This is a genomic window from Mycobacterium sp. NGS33 (genome assembly GCF_059812885.1).
This window is the reverse complement of the sequence record NZ_JCALDN010000010.1, coordinates 31,652-47,895: the sequence shown is the minus strand read 5'-3', so window position 1 is coordinate 47,895 and position 16,244 is coordinate 31,652. Positions and strand designations below refer to the sequence as shown.

General features: G+C 66.8%; 16 protein-coding genes. 6 read left to right on the top strand and 10 right to left on the bottom strand.

Going from position 1 to position 16,244, the window contains the following annotated elements:
• Positions 1–2: 2 nt before the first annotated feature.
• The 6 genes from AC5Y5B_RS16770 to AC5Y5B_RS16745 form a co-directional block, all read right to left on the bottom strand.
• Positions 3–1,130, bottom strand: coding sequence for a M24 family metallopeptidase (locus tag AC5Y5B_RS16770; RefSeq protein ID WP_112631069.1), 1,128 nt, complete (start codon positions 1,128–1,130; stop codon positions 3–5).
• Positions 1,120–2,373: a M24 family metallopeptidase gene (locus AC5Y5B_RS16765; protein ID WP_112631071.1), complete on the bottom strand. Its 1,254-nt coding sequence runs from the start codon at positions 2,371–2,373 to the stop codon at positions 1,120–1,122. Before AC5Y5B_RS16765 ends, AC5Y5B_RS16770 begins: the two co-directional genes overlap by 11 nt.
• Positions 2,373–3,434: an amidohydrolase family protein gene (locus tag AC5Y5B_RS16760; RefSeq protein ID WP_205869004.1), complete on the bottom strand. Its 1,062-nt coding sequence runs from the start codon at positions 3,432–3,434 to the stop codon at positions 2,373–2,375. The genes AC5Y5B_RS16765 and AC5Y5B_RS16760 overlap by 1 nt, the downstream gene beginning before the upstream one ends.
• Before the next feature lie 158 nt (positions 3,435–3,592).
• A complete protein-coding gene (locus AC5Y5B_RS16755) occupies positions 3,593–4,837 on the bottom strand; it encodes a cytochrome P450 (protein ID WP_112631234.1) in 1,245 nt (414 codons plus the stop codon).
• A gap of 5 nt (positions 4,838–4,842) precedes the next feature.
• A complete protein-coding gene (locus AC5Y5B_RS16750) occupies positions 4,843–5,037 on the bottom strand; it encodes a ferredoxin (protein ID WP_112631232.1) in 195 nt (64 codons plus the stop codon).
• An 11-nt stretch (positions 5,038–5,048) separates the two neighbouring features.
• Positions 5,049–5,714, bottom strand: a complete 666-nt coding sequence (locus AC5Y5B_RS16745) for a TetR/AcrR family transcriptional regulator (RefSeq protein WP_112631073.1) — start codon at positions 5,712–5,714, stop codon at positions 5,049–5,051.
• Positions 5,715–5,959: 245 nt separating this feature from the next.
• Here AC5Y5B_RS16745 and AC5Y5B_RS16740 point away from each other — a divergent pair, with 245 nt between their 5' ends.
• From AC5Y5B_RS16740 to AC5Y5B_RS16725, 4 genes are read left to right on the top strand one after another with little or no spacing between them, the layout of a single operon-like run.
• On the top strand, positions 5,960–7,006 hold the full coding sequence (locus AC5Y5B_RS16740; protein WP_112631075.1) for a glycosyltransferase family protein: 1,047 nt from the start codon (positions 5,960–5,962) through the stop codon (positions 7,004–7,006).
• A complete protein-coding gene (locus AC5Y5B_RS16735; RefSeq protein WP_112631077.1) occupies positions 7,003–8,244 on the top strand; it encodes a glycosyltransferase family 4 protein in 1,242 nt (413 codons plus the stop codon). Before AC5Y5B_RS16740 ends, AC5Y5B_RS16735 begins: the two co-directional genes overlap by 4 nt.
• Positions 8,180–9,112: a glycosyltransferase gene (locus tag AC5Y5B_RS16730; RefSeq protein WP_240631642.1), complete on the top strand. Its 933-nt coding sequence runs from the start codon at positions 8,180–8,182 to the stop codon at positions 9,110–9,112. Before AC5Y5B_RS16735 ends, AC5Y5B_RS16730 begins: the two co-directional genes overlap by 65 nt.
• Positions 9,112–9,945 carry a glycosyltransferase family 2 protein gene (locus AC5Y5B_RS16725; RefSeq protein ID WP_112631081.1) on the top strand — a complete coding sequence of 278 codons (834 nt, stop codon included), beginning with the start codon at positions 9,112–9,114 and terminating at the stop codon, positions 9,943–9,945. The genes AC5Y5B_RS16730 and AC5Y5B_RS16725 overlap by 1 nt, the downstream gene beginning before the upstream one ends.
• Before the next feature lie 20 nt (positions 9,946–9,965).
• Here the strand turns inward: AC5Y5B_RS16725 and AC5Y5B_RS16720 are convergent, their stop codons facing one another.
• Entirely contained in the window at positions 9,966–10,775 is an 810-nt protein-coding gene (locus tag AC5Y5B_RS16720) for an SDR family NAD(P)-dependent oxidoreductase (RefSeq protein ID WP_112631083.1), read from the bottom strand.
• 183 nt (positions 10,776–10,958) lie between these two features.
• On the opposite strand from AC5Y5B_RS16720, the gene AC5Y5B_RS16715 reads away from it, so the two are divergent.
• Positions 10,959–11,723: an SDR family oxidoreductase gene (locus AC5Y5B_RS16715; RefSeq protein ID WP_112631236.1), complete on the top strand. Its 765-nt coding sequence runs from the start codon at positions 10,959–10,961 to the stop codon at positions 11,721–11,723.
• Positions 11,724–12,001: 278 nt separating this feature from the next.
• The gene (locus AC5Y5B_RS16710; protein ID WP_500005981.1) at positions 12,002–13,612 is read left to right on the top strand and encodes a multicopper oxidase family protein; all 1,611 of its coding nucleotides are present in this window, start codon (positions 12,002–12,004) and stop codon (positions 13,610–13,612) included.
• Positions 13,613–13,615: 3 nt separating this feature from the next.
• Here AC5Y5B_RS16710 and AC5Y5B_RS16705 read toward each other — a convergent pair whose 3' ends face one another.
• From AC5Y5B_RS16705 to AC5Y5B_RS16695, 3 genes are read right to left on the bottom strand one after another with little or no spacing between them, the layout of a single operon-like run.
• On the bottom strand, positions 13,616–14,431 hold the full coding sequence (locus AC5Y5B_RS16705; RefSeq protein ID WP_112631087.1) for an alpha/beta fold hydrolase: 816 nt from the start codon (positions 14,429–14,431) through the stop codon (positions 13,616–13,618).
• The gene (locus tag AC5Y5B_RS16700; RefSeq protein ID WP_112631089.1) at positions 14,431–15,420 is read right to left on the bottom strand and encodes a cyclase family protein; all 990 of its coding nucleotides are present in this window, start codon (positions 15,418–15,420) and stop codon (positions 14,431–14,433) included. Before AC5Y5B_RS16700 ends, AC5Y5B_RS16705 begins: the two co-directional genes overlap by 1 nt.
• Positions 15,408–16,235 carry a coniferyl-alcohol dehydrogenase gene (locus AC5Y5B_RS16695; RefSeq protein ID WP_500005980.1) on the bottom strand — a complete coding sequence of 276 codons (828 nt, stop codon included), beginning with the start codon at positions 16,233–16,235 and terminating at the stop codon, positions 15,408–15,410. The genes AC5Y5B_RS16700 and AC5Y5B_RS16695 overlap by 13 nt, the downstream gene beginning before the upstream one ends.
• Positions 16,236–16,244 lie beyond the last annotated feature (9 nt).

Genomic DNA, 16,244 nt, shown 5'->3' with positions numbered 1-16,244 from the left:
GGCTACGGCTGCCAGAACGGACTACCGGTGAGCACTTCGGGGCCGGCGGCGGTGATCAGGACCGCTTCTCGCCCGAATATCGCGCCGACTCCCTCTTCCCACACATAGCCCGTCACGGCCAGCACCATGCCGGGCTCGAGGCGTTCGGCGGCCGCGGTGGTCGGCAGGTGCTGGGACACGACGGGCGGGTCGAACCCCATGCCGAGACCGCGGGCCACCGGCATCGGCGGCGCGGGCTCGCCCGAGGCGTCGTAGGCGGCGAGCAGTTCGTCCGCGCCCGCGCCGGGCCGGCAGGCGCCGATCAGCTTGTCCCACAAGTGCTCCCAGCGACGCTGCAGGACGGCGGCCCCGTCGGGCGCAGTCCTGGGGTCGGCCGGCCAGGTGCGGCCGACCTCGCCGACATAGCCTCCCGCCAGCACTCCAGCGGAGAACGCGACCAGGTCACCGTCTTGGATACGACCATCGCCATGTGCCCGCCGCCATGGGTGCTTGCGCGAAGTCACCCATGCGACATCCTGATTCGACGGGGTGCTCACCCCGCCGGCCGCGGCTGCCTCCAGCAAGACGCCGGCCAGCGCCTGCTCGCTCACCCCCGGCCGCAACTCGGACACCGCGACGGCCAGCGCCGACTCGGCCACCGCGACGGATTCGCGGATCGCGGCGATCTCCTCGTCCGTCTTGATTCGGCGCGCCGCCCGCATGGCAAGCTCGCCATCGACGAGCTGCGCGTTGGGAAATGCGGTCGGCAGCAACTGCGCGAAAACCGGTGACAGCGCGTCGGTTCCGACGCGCCGTGCCGTCGCCGCACCGTCGATGCGTTGCAGCGCCGACATGGTGTTCATCGGGTTCCACGAGATGCCGTAGAGGTTTTCGTGCGGGATGTCGTCGGGAACGCCCTCGTCCCAGGTGCTCAGGAGGTGGACGGCACCCGTCTCACGCACCAGCACGCACGTCGGGCCGAAGGGCCGGGTGCCGGCGACCCACAGTTGCGGGGCCCCGGTGACATACCGGACATTGGCTTGCCGGCCGAGGACCAGGACGTCGAGATCGTGCGCCGCCATCTGGGCCAGCGCCCGCTCGCGGCGCCCCAGGCGCAGCGTGCGCTCGTCAGGGCAGACGTCAACTGACATGGGAGCCATAGGGGTCATAGGGGTAGTTGGTCAAACGGATCCAGCCTTCCTCGGTGATCACCAGGACCTCTTCGCTGCGATAGCCGCCGGTGCCGTCCTCCCACACCACGGGCTCTAGCACCAGCACCATCCCGGATTGCAGGACGAAATTCTCGTCGAACTCCTGGCCGAGATCGGTTCCGATCATCGGCATTTCGGCGGCATTGACGCCGATACCGTGGCCCAGGTAGAAGTGCGGCAACCACGGCTTGCTGCCGCCGTTGGCCTTGATGGCGGCGCGCCCGAGATCGGCCGCGGTCACACCGGCCTTGGCGACACCCAGCACCGCGCTCATGATCTCGAACCACTTGTCGAACTGCGCCTGCTGACGCGGTGACGGATCGCGGCCGACGATCCAGGTGCGCCCGAAGTCCGAACAGTAGCCCTGATAGGTGATGCTGACGTCGGTCCACAGCACGTCGCCCTCGGCCAGCTCGCGTTCGGTGGTCAGCAGCGGCAGCGCCAGATCACCGTGCGTGGTCCACACCCCCTCGGCCTTGCTGGGCGGCATCACCTGCCAGATCGGTTCGAGCATGCTGGCCGTCGCGCCCAGCTCGAAGGCGCGGCGCAAAAAGCTTGCCGACAAATCGATCTGACGGATCCCGGGCGCCAGGCGCTTCTGCACCTCGACCATCGCCTCATCGGTGATCCGGATCGCGGTGCGCATGCACGACAATTCGTCCGGCGTTTTGACCGACTTGGCGGCGCTCACGATGGCCGCGGCGTCAACGGGTGCCCCGCCCGGGAACAAGACCTCGGCGGCACGCGACATGGCGCCGGTGAACTCGTCGACCGCGACCACCGCTTTGGCCGGGATGAGATCTGCCAGCTGACGCGCGAAGTGCTGGACGCCCTCGTCGAATTCGAGATACACGGGCCCGTGCAGGTGATCGGCCGGCAGGTCCGACTCCTGGGACGCACCCTCGCGGAACGGCAGGAACAGGTGTGGCCACTCGTCGTCGGCGAGCACCACGGCCACCGGCCGCTCGACGTAGGACAATCCGGCGTCGCCGAGCGGCCAGCTGGCTCCGGTGGCATAGACCACCGCGTTGTTGCCCAGCAGGATCATCGCGTCGACACCGCGCTCGCCCATCGCCGAGCGCAGCCGCGCCCCGGTCTCGCGGCGCAGGCGGGCCAGGTCGGCGGTTTCGGGGATCACCAGCCCGTGGCCGGTGTTGGCATCCAGTCGCGCGAACGTCGTCACTACAGACCCAGGAACTTCGTGACGTTGTCGCTGACGATCTTCACCGCGTTCTCCGGACCCACCGCGTCCACAACGGATTTCAGCGATTTCTCGGAATAGCCGTAGGTGCTCTCGTTGTGCGGGTAGTCGCTGGACCACATCACCTTGTCCACCCCGATCTGGTCGATCAGCTGCAGGCCCAACGGGTCGACCATGAACGAGGCGCTCATGTGGGTGTCCCAGTAGTAGCGCGGTTCGTGCTCGAGAGCGCGGTTGAACATGTGCTGGTAGGAGCCCATCAGGTGGTCGGCGTCCTGCAGCGCCCACGGCACCCAAGAGATGCCGCCCTCGAACCAGCCGATTCGCAACCCGGGATGGTCATCGAGAATCCCGGTGAACAGGTACTTGGCGAATTGCTCACGGAATCCGTCGATGTTGATCATCATGCCGACCACCACGCTGTTGAACTGGCACGGGGTCTTCGGGGGGGTCTCCCCGATGTGGTGGGTCACCGGAAGGCCGGCGGCCTCGATCTCGTCCCAGACGGGCTTCATTGCGGTGCTGCCGTAGTCGATGATGTTGCCGTCGTCGTCCTTGCCCGGGTTGAGCGGCAGCAGGAAGGTCTTGAGGCCCAACGACTTCAGCTCTTCGAGCGTCTTCCTGGTGCCCTGCGGGTCCCACCAGTTGATCAGTCCGGCCCCGTAGAAGTGGCCGCCTGCGCGCTCCTGCAGCTCGGCGATGTATTCGTTGTAGATGCGGAAGGCGAGCTCGCGCAGCTGCTTGTCCGGGTAGTGAAACAGCGCCAGCACCGCGTTGGGGAACGCCAATTCCTTCTCGACGCCGTCGTCGTGCAACTCCTGGATGCGGGCCTCGATGTTGGTGCTCGCGGCACCGGGCAGGTCGTCGTACTGCATGAGCACGGCGCTGAAGTCGCCGGGCAGGAACGACTGGCCCTTGCGGCCGACCTGGTAGGCGCCGTCCTCGTACCAGATCCGCGGCGCCTTGTCCTTCAGGTCGTCCGGGAAGCGTTGGTAGAAGATGTCATCGGCGAGCGAGATGTGGTTGTCCGCGGAGAACACCACGGTCCCCTTGGGCAGGCCGACATCGCTGCCCGCGGCGTGACCGCGCCGGTCCTTCGGAGCGCCGTAACCGCCGGGTGGATAGAGCAGGCAAGGCTTCGTCGTCATCATTGACCCTCCAATCGGATCCGCGAAAATTTCTTTGCAAGTAGCGAGCTGGGCTACCAGGTCACCGGCAGTTCGTAGACGCCGTAGGCGAGTCGGTCATCCTTGAACGGAACCTCCTCGAGCGGAATGGCGAGTCGCAGCGTGGGAATGCGCCGCGCCAGCGTGTGGAAGACGATCTGCAGCTCGGCGCGGGCCAGCTGCTGCCCGACGCACTGATGGCGGCCATAGCCGAACGCGACGTTGCGGTCGGCTCCGGAGCGATGCAGGTACAGCCGGTCCGGTTCGGCGAACGCGCTCGAATCCCAGTTGGCCGGGGCGAGATCGATGATGATGCCCTCGCCGGCGCGGATGGTCTCGCCGGCGATGTGGATGTCTTCGAGAGCGACGCGGCGCTGGCCGTTCTGGATGATGCTCAGGTAGCGCAGCAGTTCCTCCACCGCGCTGGCGACGACCTTCGGATCATCGGCGTCGCGGATGACGGCCATCTGGTCGGGGTTTTCCAGCAGGGCAAGCACGCCCAGCCCGATCATGTTGGATGTGGTCTCGTGCCCGGCGATCAGCAAGCCGGTGCCCAACTGAGCGGCCTCTTTCACACTGAGTTCACCGGCCTTGACCCGCTCGGCGAGATCGGAAACCGCGTCCTCGGCCGGATTATCCATCTTGGCCTCGACCAGCTGAGCGAGATATTTGTTCAGGCTCATCGCGCCTTTGACGGTGTCCTCGCCGGTGGCGTAACGCGCGAGCCCGACGTTGGCGTGATGCTGGAACATGTCGGCGTCTTCGTAGGGAACACCCAGCAGCTGGCTGATCACCAGCGAGGGCACCGGGAGCGCCAGCGCGCTGACGATGTCGGCGGGCTGCGGTCCGGCGAGTATCGCGTCGATGTGCTCATCGGTGATCCGCTGGATGGTCGGGCGCAGACCCTCGACACGCTTGAAGGTGAACGGCTTCGACAGCATTCGCCGGAATCGGGTGTGCTCCTCGCCGTCGGCGGTGAAGACCGATCGCGGCCGCTTGTGCACCGTGGACAGCATGCCCTCGTTCCAGTGCGGAAACCCGGGCTGCCGGTCGTCGACGCTGACCCGTGAATCCGAAAACAGCTCGCGCACTTGCTCGTAGCCCGTGATGAGCCACGGTGTGCTGCCGTCCCAAATCCGGACCCGGGACAGCGGTCTGGCTGCGGCCAGCGCCATGACATCTGGCGGCGGGGCAAAGGGGCAGCGCGGTTCCCGGGCCATCGGGTAGTCCGGAATTTCGGACGTGTGCTCCGTCGCGGTGCTCGTCAGGGTGTCGGACATCGTTTTCATTCCTCGATGTGGATGGCAAGCGCGGGACAGGCCGCCGCGGCCCGGCGCGCGCCCTCGGCCTGCTCGGGCGTGGGACTGGGATTGAGCAGCACGACGACGCCGTCGTCATCGCGCTGGTCGAACACTTCGGGCGCGTTCATCACGCAGTTCCCGGATGAAGCGCAAACGTCTTGATCGACAGTCACTTTCATTCGCACGCCCTTCACTCGTACGCCGTCACGGGCGCCAGCCACAGGCCTACGATCGCGTCGATGAGCCCGGATGCCGCGGCCCGCCATGAACGATGGGATGTCACCGCGCCTGCGGCGAGCGCGCGTTCACGGTCGGCGCAGGTGTGCATCAACAGGTTTCGCGCCATGATGTTGCGCTCGAAATGCACTTCGGCCGGCAGCTCGGGCAGGCAGCGGTTGATGCCCTCGACCACCTGGACCAACGACGGCGAGCTGAGCGCGCCCTTGACGATGATGTTGTAGTAGGCGGGATCGGTCATCGCCTGCGCCGCGAAACGCGCGTACCACGTCGGGTTGCCGAGCTCCGCCAGGTGATCGGTGAGCGGCCGTACCAAACAGGCCACCCAGTTGCGCATTTCGGTGGCACCGCCCGTCTCGAGCAGCTCGGTCACCATCCGCTCGCGCAATTGCTCGACGGGCCCGCGGTGCTTCTGCTCGATCGCCCGCACCAGGTCGGCCTTGGTGCCGAAGTGGTAGCCGACCGCGGCGTTGTTGCCCTGACCGGCGGCCTCGCTGACCTGCCGGTTGGACACCGCGAACATGCCGTGTTCGGCATACAGGCGCTCGGCGGCCACCAGGATCGCCTCTTGGGTGGAACTGGCCCGCTCGGTGCGAACGGTCCGGCCGGCGGTGGTCATCGGATCAGTCAACCTCCTGCCGTGGTTTAAGTCAAGCGATTGATTTAATTGCGCAATCCGCCATGCGGGTGCGCGGCCGCGACTCCGCGTTTGGGCGTGCGGATGGCGGGTATTGCACGGTCTTACTGTTCTTCAGCGAGGAGGAACGGTTCTGTTTGCCGATAGGCGGGACAGTGCCGCCAGGGCCCGCGGCCGCCCCCCTAACCGAGCTCCGGGAAGAGGCTGGGTTGTTACGCGTCGCTTCAGTGCCGGCGTCACACGTTTATGTACGCCACCTTGGGGATCCAAGCGCGGATTCCGTTGTGCGGCTGGATGATCCCGTTCCGGCGGACGGACGCACCGTGCCCGGGGGCTGGTGGCCGCCGCTCATGCTCGAGCCGGGATGGGTCAGCGAGAATCACTCACGATTCGATGTGTTCCACGTTCACTTCGGATTCGACGCTATCGGTCCCGAGGTGCTCACCGGAGTTGTCCACGAGCTCAAGGTGCACGAAAAACCCCTGGTCTACACGGTGCACGACTTGCGCAATCCGCATCACCCGGAACCCCAAGCCCATACCGCGCAGCAAGACGTCCTGATCGCCGCGGCGGACGAACTGATCACGCTAACGCCGGGTGCTGCAGAGCTGATTCGGCACAACTGGGCACGGCGGGTTCGCGTGCTGCCGCATCCTCACGTGCTCGAGAGGGACTGGATCGAGAAACCCCGCGCCCGCAGTGAGCAATTCATCGTCGGCATCCACGCCAAGAGCCTGCGCGCCAACATGGACCCCTTGCCCCTCGTCCAGGCGCTCACCGAGATCTTGTCCTCGCTGCCCGACGCGATCCTGCAGGTCGACCTCCACGACGAGATCTTCGATTCCGACAATCACTGGTTCGCGCCGAAGACCGGCGCGGCACTGCTGAGCTATGACCGCCACGAGCACGTCCGGGTCCGCGTGCACCCGTACTTCTCAGACGACGAGCTGTGGGAGTACCTGTCGTCGTTGACGGTGTCTGTACTCCCCTATCGGTTCGGCACCCACTCGGGCTGGCTGGAGGCCGGATACGATCTCGGAACCGCCGTATTGGCCCCGAGCTGCGGCTTCTATCACCAGCAACGTCCCTGCGGGGTCTTCGGCTACAGCGACGAAGGCTTCGACCAAGCATCTCTGTGCCATGCGATTCACCGGGCATACGCGCGCTGGGCCGCCGGTGACCCCGCTCCCCGGGCCGGCTGGGTCGACCGGCTCACCGAAAGGCGAGAACTTGCCGCCGCGCATCGCGCCATCTACCGCGGCGTCCTGAAATGACGGCACCGCTGCGCGTGGCCTTGATCGCCTCCACCCGCTATCCGATTCGCCAACCGTTTGCCGGGGGGCTGGAAGCGCACGTCTGCCACTTGGCCCGCGCGCTGGCGTCCAGCGGCTATCGAGTGTCACTGTTCGCAGCGTCCGGTTCGGACCCGGGATTGAAGTGCCAGATGCTCGACGTGCGTCCGTTGGATCTCTCTGCGGCGGCACGCCACGACGTGTCGATGCCCCCGGCGGCGTTCATGGCCGACCACCATGCGTACCTGTCCTTCATGCTGTGGCTTGCGGGGGCCGGCAGCCAAGAGTTCGACGTGGTCCACAACCACAGCCTCCATTACCTTCCGGTGGCGATGGCGTCGACGTTGTCCACCCCGATGCTTACCACGGTGCATACACCGCCGACCCCGTGGCTCGAGTCGGCGATCAGCGCCGCCACCGGACGAGGCACTCGCTTTACGGCCGTCTCCCGCCACACCGCGGCCGCGTGGCGAAACGTCGTCCGTGACATCGCGGTCGTCCCGAACGGCGTGGACACCGGTCAATGGCCCCTCGGCGCCGGCGGTCCCAAGCTCGTGTGGTTTGGCCGCATCACGCCCGAAAAGGCTCCCCACCTAGCCATCGCCGCGGCCAAAGTCGCTTGCAGGCCTTTGGTTCTCGCCGGACCGGTCTCGGACCACGGCTACTTTGTCGATCAGGTCGAACCTCACCTGCATGGCGACATCCAGTATGCGGGTCATCTCGACCACCAACGGTTGGCGGCTCTGGTCGGTCATTCGGCGGCGGCCCTCGTCACCCCGACCTGGGACGAGCCGTACGGTCTGGTCGTCGCCGAAGCGATGTCGTGCGGCACCCCCGTCGTGGCGTTCGCCCGCGGCGGCATCCCCGAACTCATCAGTTCCTCGTCCGGCCAACTCGTCGCCGCGGGCGACGTCACCGCGATGGCTGAGGCCATTCCCGGCGTGGTCCAGCTGCCACGAAAGCAGGTGCGCGAGCACGCCATTAGTCGATGCTCGGCCGAGTCGATGATTACCGCCTACATCGACTTGTACCGACAGATGATCGACGACTCCGCGGGCAGGACACATGATCGGTTACTACATTCACCACCACGGATTCGGCCATCTGGCGCGGGCCATGAGCATCTGCGCCCGGATGCGCCGCCCAATGACGGCGATGACGTCGCTGGAAATCCCGGATCCACACCCCTTTGCGGACGTCGTGAGGTTACCGCGCGATGACGAGGGAGCGCGGCCCCACGAAGTCACCGCGCATGGCGCGCTGCATTGGGCGCCGCATCACGACGCTGGTTTCAGCGGGCGAATGAACGAAATCGCGGCATGGGTATCGCAGGCGCGGCCCGAGGCCGTGGTCGTCGATGTGTCGGTCGAAGTCGCGGCGTTCGTCCGGCTCCTCGGCGTGCCGGTGATCGTTATGGCGTTGCCCGGCAAGCGGATAGACGGCCCGCATGTGTTTGTGCACCGGCTGGCCGATCACATCGTTGCCGCCTGGCCGAGGGCGCTGTGTGTGCCGCCCTGGCTGCGGCAGTGGGAACACAAGACCAGCTACGTCGGTGGCATCAGCCGCTTCGAAGGTCGCGACCGCTCCGACGACGAGCCCACATCGTCGGTGCGCATCCGACCACTGGACGAAACACAGGTAGTCGTTTTGAGCGGAGCGGGCGAGGAATGGGGTGCGTCGTTACAGGACTGTGCCGCAGCGCATTCGGTGCTCTCCTGGACGGCGCTCGGCGGCAAGGACGGTTCATGGGCAGATGATCCGTGGCCGAAGATTCGGGCGGCGGATGTCGTCGTCACACACGCGGGTCAAGGCTGCGTCGCCGATGTCGCCGCGGCACAGCGCCCGGCGGTAGTCATCCCGAGGCCCCGCCCCTTCGACGAGCAGCACGCCACAGCTCGGGCGCTGCAGCGCCACCGGCTTGCCGTCGTCACGCAGGGCTTGCCCGACCCGAGGGATTGGGCCGCGCTGCTGTCCAACGCAATGGCAATCGATCCCCATCGATGGCGGCGGTGGGAAGTGGACGGGGCCTCGCGCCGCGCCGCCGAGGCGATCGAGTCGACAGCCCGTCGCTGCAGGAACGGCACGTGATGCGGACCGCGGTCATCACCGTTGTTCACGGCCGCGGCGCCCACCTGCGCAGGCAGCTCGAGGGCCTCGCCACAGCCGCGCTGCGGCCGGACCTGCACATCGTGGTCGCGCTGGGCGACCCAGAAATCGCCACCGTCGTGGGTGAGCTGGGGGCGTCGGCGATGGTCCTTGACTGTCCGGCCGTACCGCCGCTGCCGGTCGCGATGGGGCGCAACGCGGGTGCCGCCGAGGCGCTTCGAAATGCCGTGGACCTCATGGTCTTCCTCGATGTCGACTGCATCCCGGGCGCCGAGCTGCTCGGCCGTTACCGCGGCGTCGCAGCCCGTCCAGAACACGAGGACGCGATTCTGTGCGGGCCAGTGACGTATCTGCGGCCGCCCGGCCCGGGCGGCTACGTGATCTCAAAGATTCGGTCGGAGCCTGCTCCGCATCCCGCCCGGCCGGCCCCACCGGACGGCACGGTCGTCGCCGCGACGGACTACAAGCTGTTCTGGTCGCTGTCTTTTGCCGTGAAGGCCGCTACGTGGCGGCGGATCGGCGGATTCTGCGAGCTGTACCGCGGCTATGGCGGAGAGGACACCGATTTCGCGCAATCCGCCGCAGCGCAACGGATTCCAATGCGCTGGGTTGGGGGTGCACACGCTTTCCACCAGTACCATCCGGTTGCCGACCCTCCGGTGGAACACCTGGACGACATACTGCGCAATGCCGCGATCTTCCATCGACGCTGGGGTTGGTGGCCGATGGAGGGCTGGCTGTCCTCCTTCGCCGACCAAGGCCTCATCCGTCGCCAGGCGAACGGACGGCCGGTCCGCTGTGTCGACCGGTCCTGAGCCAACTCGGTGAGGCCGCGCTATCCCTCGTGCTTTTTGGGCCGAACGACCTTGCCCGCCACCGTCCCGCCGTCGACCGGCAGCACGGTTCCGGTGACGTAGCGGGACCGGTCGGTCGCGAAGTACAGCGCCGCCTCGGCAACGTCATCGGGCGTGCCCTCGCGCTTGAGCGGCCGGTCATCGCGCATGCCCTGACGGATCCGCGCCTCGAATCGCTTCAGTTGTTCTGGGTCCATGCCGGCCGCGGATTTCCCGAGGATGGGGGTCGGTATGCTGCCCGGCGCGATCGCGTTGACCCGAATGTCGTGGTGGGCCAATTCGATTGCGGCGGACTTGGTGAACTGAATGACGGCCGCCTTGGACGCGCGGTAGATCATCACGCCGCCGCCGGCCTGGATGCCGCCGATCGAGGTGATGTTGATGATCGACCCGCCGCCCTGTTCGGCCATGTGCCGTGCGGCATCTCGGGTGCCGGCCATCACGCCGAGCACATTGACCCCCATCACCCGGTGAAAATCGGCGAGGTCGTCGTCGAGCAACTTTCGCAGCGGGCTGGAGATGCCGGCGTTGTTCACCATGACGTGCAGGCCGCCGAATTTCTCGACGGCATGGGATACCAGCGCTCCCACCTGGTCGGGATCGGAGACGTCGGTCTTGCGGAAGGCGGCGGCGCCGCCGAGCGAGGTGGCCAACGCCTCGCCCCGGTCGGCCTCGACATCGGCGATGACGACTCGTGCGCCCTCGGCCACAAACCGCTCCACCAGGCCGCGACCGATGCCCGAAGCCCCGCCGGTGACGATGGCGACCGTGCCGTCCAATTCGTTGACCACACGACGAGTTAATCGGCGCAAGCCGCGTTAAGTCAAGCAATTGATTTAAGTGGCGGCGCCAGCGCCGATGACGGTCTCGTCCGACGCTTCTCGTAGGGTTAGGCGCATCAAGGGGTTCCGACCCGCAACGGTCTGGACCATGCTGAGTAGGCAGTGCATCGGGGAAACCTGGAAGGCGTGATCATGAAGGTGTTGGTGATCGGGGGCAGCGGGTTGATCGGCGCACAGGTAGTCGCCCAACTCACCGAACAGGGGCACGAGGCTGTCGCCGCCTCGCCTCGCTCGGGGGTCAACGCCGTCACCGGCGACGGTCTCGCCGCGGCCGTCGCCGGAGTCCACACGGTGGTGGACGTGTCCAACTCCCCATCCTGGGCTGACGACGACGTCTTGAACTTCTTCACGGCCTCCACCCGCAACCTGCTCGAGGCCGAGCGTGCCGCCGGGGTGCAGCACCATGTCGCGCTGTCGATCGTGGGAGCCGACCGGGCCGCGGCGAGCGGCTACATGCGGGCCAAGATCGCCCAGGAGAAGCTGATCAAGGAATCCGATGCGCCGTATACGATTGTGCGAGCCACGCAGTTCTTCGAATTCGTTGGGGGAATTGCCGATTCGCTTTCCGACGGCGACACGGTTCGCGCCCCGCACGGCGCGTTTCAGCCGATCGCTGCCGCGGATGTGGCCACGGCCGTCACCCGCGCTGCGGTCGGTGAGCCGGCGGGGCTGATCAACATCGCCGGCCCGGAGAAGCGGGGCATGGACGACTTCATCCGGACGCAGTTCGCCGCGACGGGCGACACCCGCGAAGTGGTGACCGACCCGCAGGCCAAGTATTACGGGGCGGTGCTCGACGACCGCATGATCGTGCCCGTCGAGGGCGAAGAAGTGACCCTCTACCCCACCAGCTTCGGCGACTGGCTGGCAGCCCAGCTCCCCAGGGACGCCAAGTAAAGAGCCCGCCGCGACCCGGCCAGGGTCGACCAAGCCATGAAACCAGTGGGGCAACGCACGGTTGGTTCAATCCGAGGCGGGCCGCGGCGGTACTCGTCCCCGGGCTCGCCGACGTGTGCCCAAATGCGTTGGAGCGCGGCCGGGTTGAGGTGACCACGGGTCGTCACGACATGTCGCTCGGCAGGCGCGATAAGCGAAAGGTCTAGCGCTGGTGGCGGCGCTGCGCCTAGCATCCAAGCACGAGAACGTTGGGGCGAGCCAAAGACGAGGAGCACCGATTGCCCGTGCAACCCACCAGCGGCCCGCCCTTCGACAGAACTCGGCTCACCAGGCGCGGCTTCATGGCCGCCGGCATCGCCGGCGGGTTGGCGCTCACGGCGTGCAGTCAATCCAAGCCCGAGCCGTCGGGCAATGCCCGGATGTCCGCGGCCATCGCCGAAACCGAGGCGGCGCGGCCACATAGCGGCCGCACCGTCACCGCCAAGTTGACAGCCCAGGCGGTCCAGGTCGACCTGGGGGGACCGGTCGTCCGCACGCTCGCCTTCGGCAACAGCATCCCGGGCCCGGTGATCCGCGCCCGCATCGGCGACGAGGTCGTCGTGTCGGTGTCGAACCGCCTCGACCATCCGACGTCGGTGCATTGGCACGGCATCGCGCTGCGCAACGACATGGACGGCGCCGAGCCGGCCACCCCCAACATCGCGGCCGGCCAAGACTTCACCTACCGGTTCTCGGTGCCGAATTCGGGGACTTACTGGGCACATCCACACACCGGCCTGGACGAGGACACCGGTCTGTATCTGCCCGTCATCGTCGACGATCCGACGGAGGGCAACTACGACGCCGAGTGGATCGTCGTGCTCGATGACTGGACCGACGGCGCCGGAAAGAGTCCGCAGCAGCTCTACAGCGAACTGAGCAACCCGAACAAACCTCCGCAGAACGCGCCCGAAACGACCACGCCGCCAACCACGACGACGGAGACAAGTCCCACCTCGACGCCGGAGACGACATCAACCAGCCCGACAACGTCGACGAGCGCAGCGCCCGCACCCCCGGCGGCGGGCATCGGCACCAGCGACCTCCTCGGGGGTGACGCAGGGGATATCGCCTACCCTTACTATCTGGCCAACGGGCGAATCCCGGCCTCGCCCATGACGTTTAGCGCCAAGCCCGGTCAACGCATTCGCATTCGCTTCATCAACACCGCCTCCGACACCACGTTCCGGGTGGCGCTGGCCGGTCACGCGATGACGGTGACGCACACCGACGGCTACGCCGTGGTGCCCGCCCAAGTCGACGCCCTGCTTATCGGCATGGCCGAACGCTACGACGTCACCGTGACCGCCGCGGACGGCGTCTTCCCGTTGGTCGCGGTCGCCGAAGGCAAGAACGGCCTGGCCCGCGCGCTGCTCTCCACCGGCGCCGGCAGCGCACCCGATCCCCAGTTCCAGCCGGGGGAACTCACCAAACGGGTCGGCACCGTCGAGATGTTCACCGCCACAACGCCGGCCAACTTGGGCCGCCCGGACCCCGGCCACACCCTCCCGGTGGTCCTGGGCGGCAACATGATGCAATACAACTGGACGATCAACGGGCAGCCCTACAGCAAGACGAATCCGCTGCACGTGCAACAGGGCCAACGGCCGGCCATCACGTTCGACAACCCGACGATGATGTATCACCCGATCCACCTGCACGGACACACGTTTCAGGTGATCAAGGCCGACGGAAGCCCGGGCGCCCGCAAGGACACCGTCATGGTGCTGCCCAAGCAGAAGCTCGTCGCGGTGCTCGTCGCCGATAATCCCGGAACCTGGATGATGCATTGCCACAACACCTATCACCAGGTCGCCGGAATGATGACCCGCCTGGACTACGTCTTCTGACGGTCAGACCGCGCCCAGGAAATCCAGCAGCAACTGGTTGATCACCGAGGCCTGCTCGATCTGGGGGCAGTGTCCGGCGTTGTCGACGACCACCGAGCGGGCGCCGTCGATCTGCTTGGCGATCTCGGCGGCCCAACCGCCCGGAAGGAGCTTGTCGCCTCCCCCTTCCACGACAAGCGTTGGTACGTCGATGCGTTCGTAGGCGCGAGCGCTCGATGGCGTCGCGGACGGCGTGGCGCCGGGGCGACGGAACCTGGCCGCGGCGATGGCTTCCCACGCCCCCGGCGCGGTGCTCGACTCGTAACGGCGCCGCACGTACTCGTCGTCAGCGGGATACCGCGGGTCGAAGAACAACGCCTCGACGATGCGGCGCATCGCGGGCAGCGTCGCGTCATAGTTCTGCAGCGCCTCGAAATGCGCGTTCTGCTGGATTTCACCGCCGCCACAGATGACGGCCAGGCTGCGGATGGGCAGCAGCGGGGTGTCCGACGTGGCATCGGTGAGCAGATTGATGGCGCCCATCGAATTGCCGACGAAGTGTGCCGAATCGACACCGAGCAGTTCGCAAAACCGTGCCACATGCCGGATCCGCATGCCGCGGCCGTCGACGAAATCGATGACCTTCGCGGACTGCCCGAACCCCAGCTGGTCGGGCGCCAGGACCCGATGTCGCGCGGACAGCGCGGCGATGTTGTGTTCCCAGCCGAGTTCGGCGCCGGCACCGAACTCGCCACCATGCAGCAGCACCACCGGGTCGCCTTCGCCGGCCTCCAGATAACTGGTGGTCAGCCCGTCGACCGATAACGATTTGCGCTGCATCACTTGATCGCGATCGGATTCACCGGTGAGCCCACTGCCCCAACGAATCTCAGGGGCGGCGCGATGAGCTGAAACTCGTACACACCGTCGGCGGCGCAGTCGGCGGCCAGCGCCGTGAGGTCCCAGTACTCCCCGAGCATCAGGCCCATGTCGCGCAGCGTCAGCAGGTGGAAGGGCAAGAACACGCCCTCGACCCCGGACACCGGGTCTTCGACCTGGAGGTTGTCGGAGGCGACCGCGGCGATCTCGTGATCGTGCAGCCACTGGGCGCATCGCCAGTCCAGGCCGGAATACGGTTCGGTCTTGTTGCCCGTCTGGAGGAACCTCGTCCACCATCCCGTCCGAATGAGCAGGATGTCACCGCGTCCGATCGCCACGCCCTGGGAGCGGACGACGTCGTCCAATTCCTCTGGCGTGATGGGTCTTCCGTGCTCCAGGAAGACCTCGGCGCCGCGATGGCGCACCAGGTCCAGCAGCACACCGCGCGAGGTGATGCCCTTGCCGTCGACCTTTTCGATGCCGAGGTGACGGGCCCCGAGGCTGGTCACCGAGCCCGCGGGGATCCCGTTGTAGAGCGTGTCGTCGTAATAGACGTGCGACAACGCGTCCCACTGGGTGGCCGCCTGCAACGGCATGATGATCATGTCGTCGTTGAACCTGAACAGATTGTCGACGAAGTAGGGACCCATCTGCGCCGCCGTCGGATTGCGGTCCCAATCGGGGCCGTATCGAGCGAGCGTGCCGGCGTCACCGCCGTCCACCGTCATCACGTGGATGGGATTGTGCCGAAAACCGAAGGCCCCCTGTGGTCCCGACGACCCGAAGTCCACTCCGAGCGGAAACACCTTCCCGTGCCGGACCAAACTCGCGGCCTGCGCGACCTTTTCGGAGGTGATGAAGTTCAGCGTGCCGAGCTCGTCGTCATCACCCCAGCGCCCCCAGTTACTGACGTCACGAGCGGCCCGGCGAAAGTCGGTCACACTGGCCACGGAGCACGTCCTTCCTCGAGTTCGCCCGCGATCGCGGCGCCCACGTTTCCGCCGTCGACCCACAACACCTGGCCCGAAATATAGCTCGCCGCATTGCTATTCAGGAACAGCAGAGCCGAGGCCTGCTCGGCGGGTTCACAGACACGACCGAGCGGCTTGGGGATGTCGTCGAGAAAGCCCTGTCCGTAGACGGTGCGCAGCTGGTCCAGGATCGGCGTCTCGGTCACGCCCGGCCCGGTGCAGTTGATACGGATTCCACGCGCGCCCAGCGGCGTCGCACTGCGCATGGTGTACAGGATGATCGCTTCCTTGGACAACTGATACCCGGTGCCCAGCGCGTCGGGATGTTCACGGCACCAGTCGACACCCTGCTGCATCGTCGTCGTACGCAACAGCGGCGCCACCTCCCGCAGACGCTCCCGGTAGGCGGCCGCCGCGAGCGACGACACGCTCACGATGGCCGACCCGGCGGCCATCGTCGGTATCAGCGCCTCGGTGAGGTGGCGCGTCCCCAGGAAGTTGACGGTCAGCACGAGCAGCGGGTCGCCGATGCCCGACGACACGCCGGCGACGTTGAACAGCGCGTCGACCGGACCGGTGACGGCGGCCACCGCCGACTCGATCGATGTTCGATCGGCCAAGTCGACCTCATGAAACTCGTCGATCGCGAAGTCCGGCCGTCGCTTGTCCAGGCCGATCACCTCGGCCCCCAGCTCGCCGAGCTGGCGCACCACGTGTTCGCCGATGCCGGAGGCACATCCGGTGACCACCGCACGGCGACCGTCGTAGCGCCAGAGCTCGTCGATTGCTCCCAAGGCTGGCCT

What these genes read in the sequence shown, in the direction of transcription:
- AC5Y5B_RS16735 (WP_112631077.1), top strand. Translation starts at nt 7,003, where the DNA reads ATGACGGCACCGCTGCGCGTGGCCTTGATCGCCTCCACCCGCTATCCG.
- AC5Y5B_RS16770 (WP_112631069.1), bottom strand. Translation starts at nt 1,130, where the DNA reads ATGTCAGTTGACGTCTGCCCTGACGAGCGCACGCTGCGCCTGGGGCGC.
- AC5Y5B_RS16725 (WP_112631081.1), top strand. Translation starts at nt 9,112, where the DNA reads ATGCGGACCGCGGTCATCACCGTTGTTCACGGCCGCGGCGCCCACCTG.
- AC5Y5B_RS16715 (WP_112631236.1), top strand. Translation starts at nt 10,959, where the DNA reads ATGAAGGTGTTGGTGATCGGGGGCAGCGGGTTGATCGGCGCACAGGTA.
- AC5Y5B_RS16705 (WP_112631087.1), bottom strand. Translation starts at nt 14,431, where the DNA reads ATGCAGCGCAAATCGTTATCGGTCGACGGGCTGACCACCAGTTATCTG.
- AC5Y5B_RS16755 (WP_112631234.1), bottom strand. Translation starts at nt 4,837, where the DNA reads ATGTCCGACACCCTGACGAGCACCGCGACGGAGCACACGTCCGAAATT.
- AC5Y5B_RS16750 (WP_112631232.1), bottom strand. Translation starts at nt 5,037, where the DNA reads ATGAAAGTGACTGTCGATCAAGACGTTTGCGCTTCATCCGGGAACTGC.
- AC5Y5B_RS16745 (WP_112631073.1), bottom strand. Translation starts at nt 5,714, where the DNA reads ATGACCACCGCCGGCCGGACCGTTCGCACCGAGCGGGCCAGTTCCACC.
- AC5Y5B_RS16730 (WP_240631642.1), top strand. Translation starts at nt 8,180, where the DNA reads ATGACGTCGCTGGAAATCCCGGATCCACACCCCTTTGCGGACGTCGTG.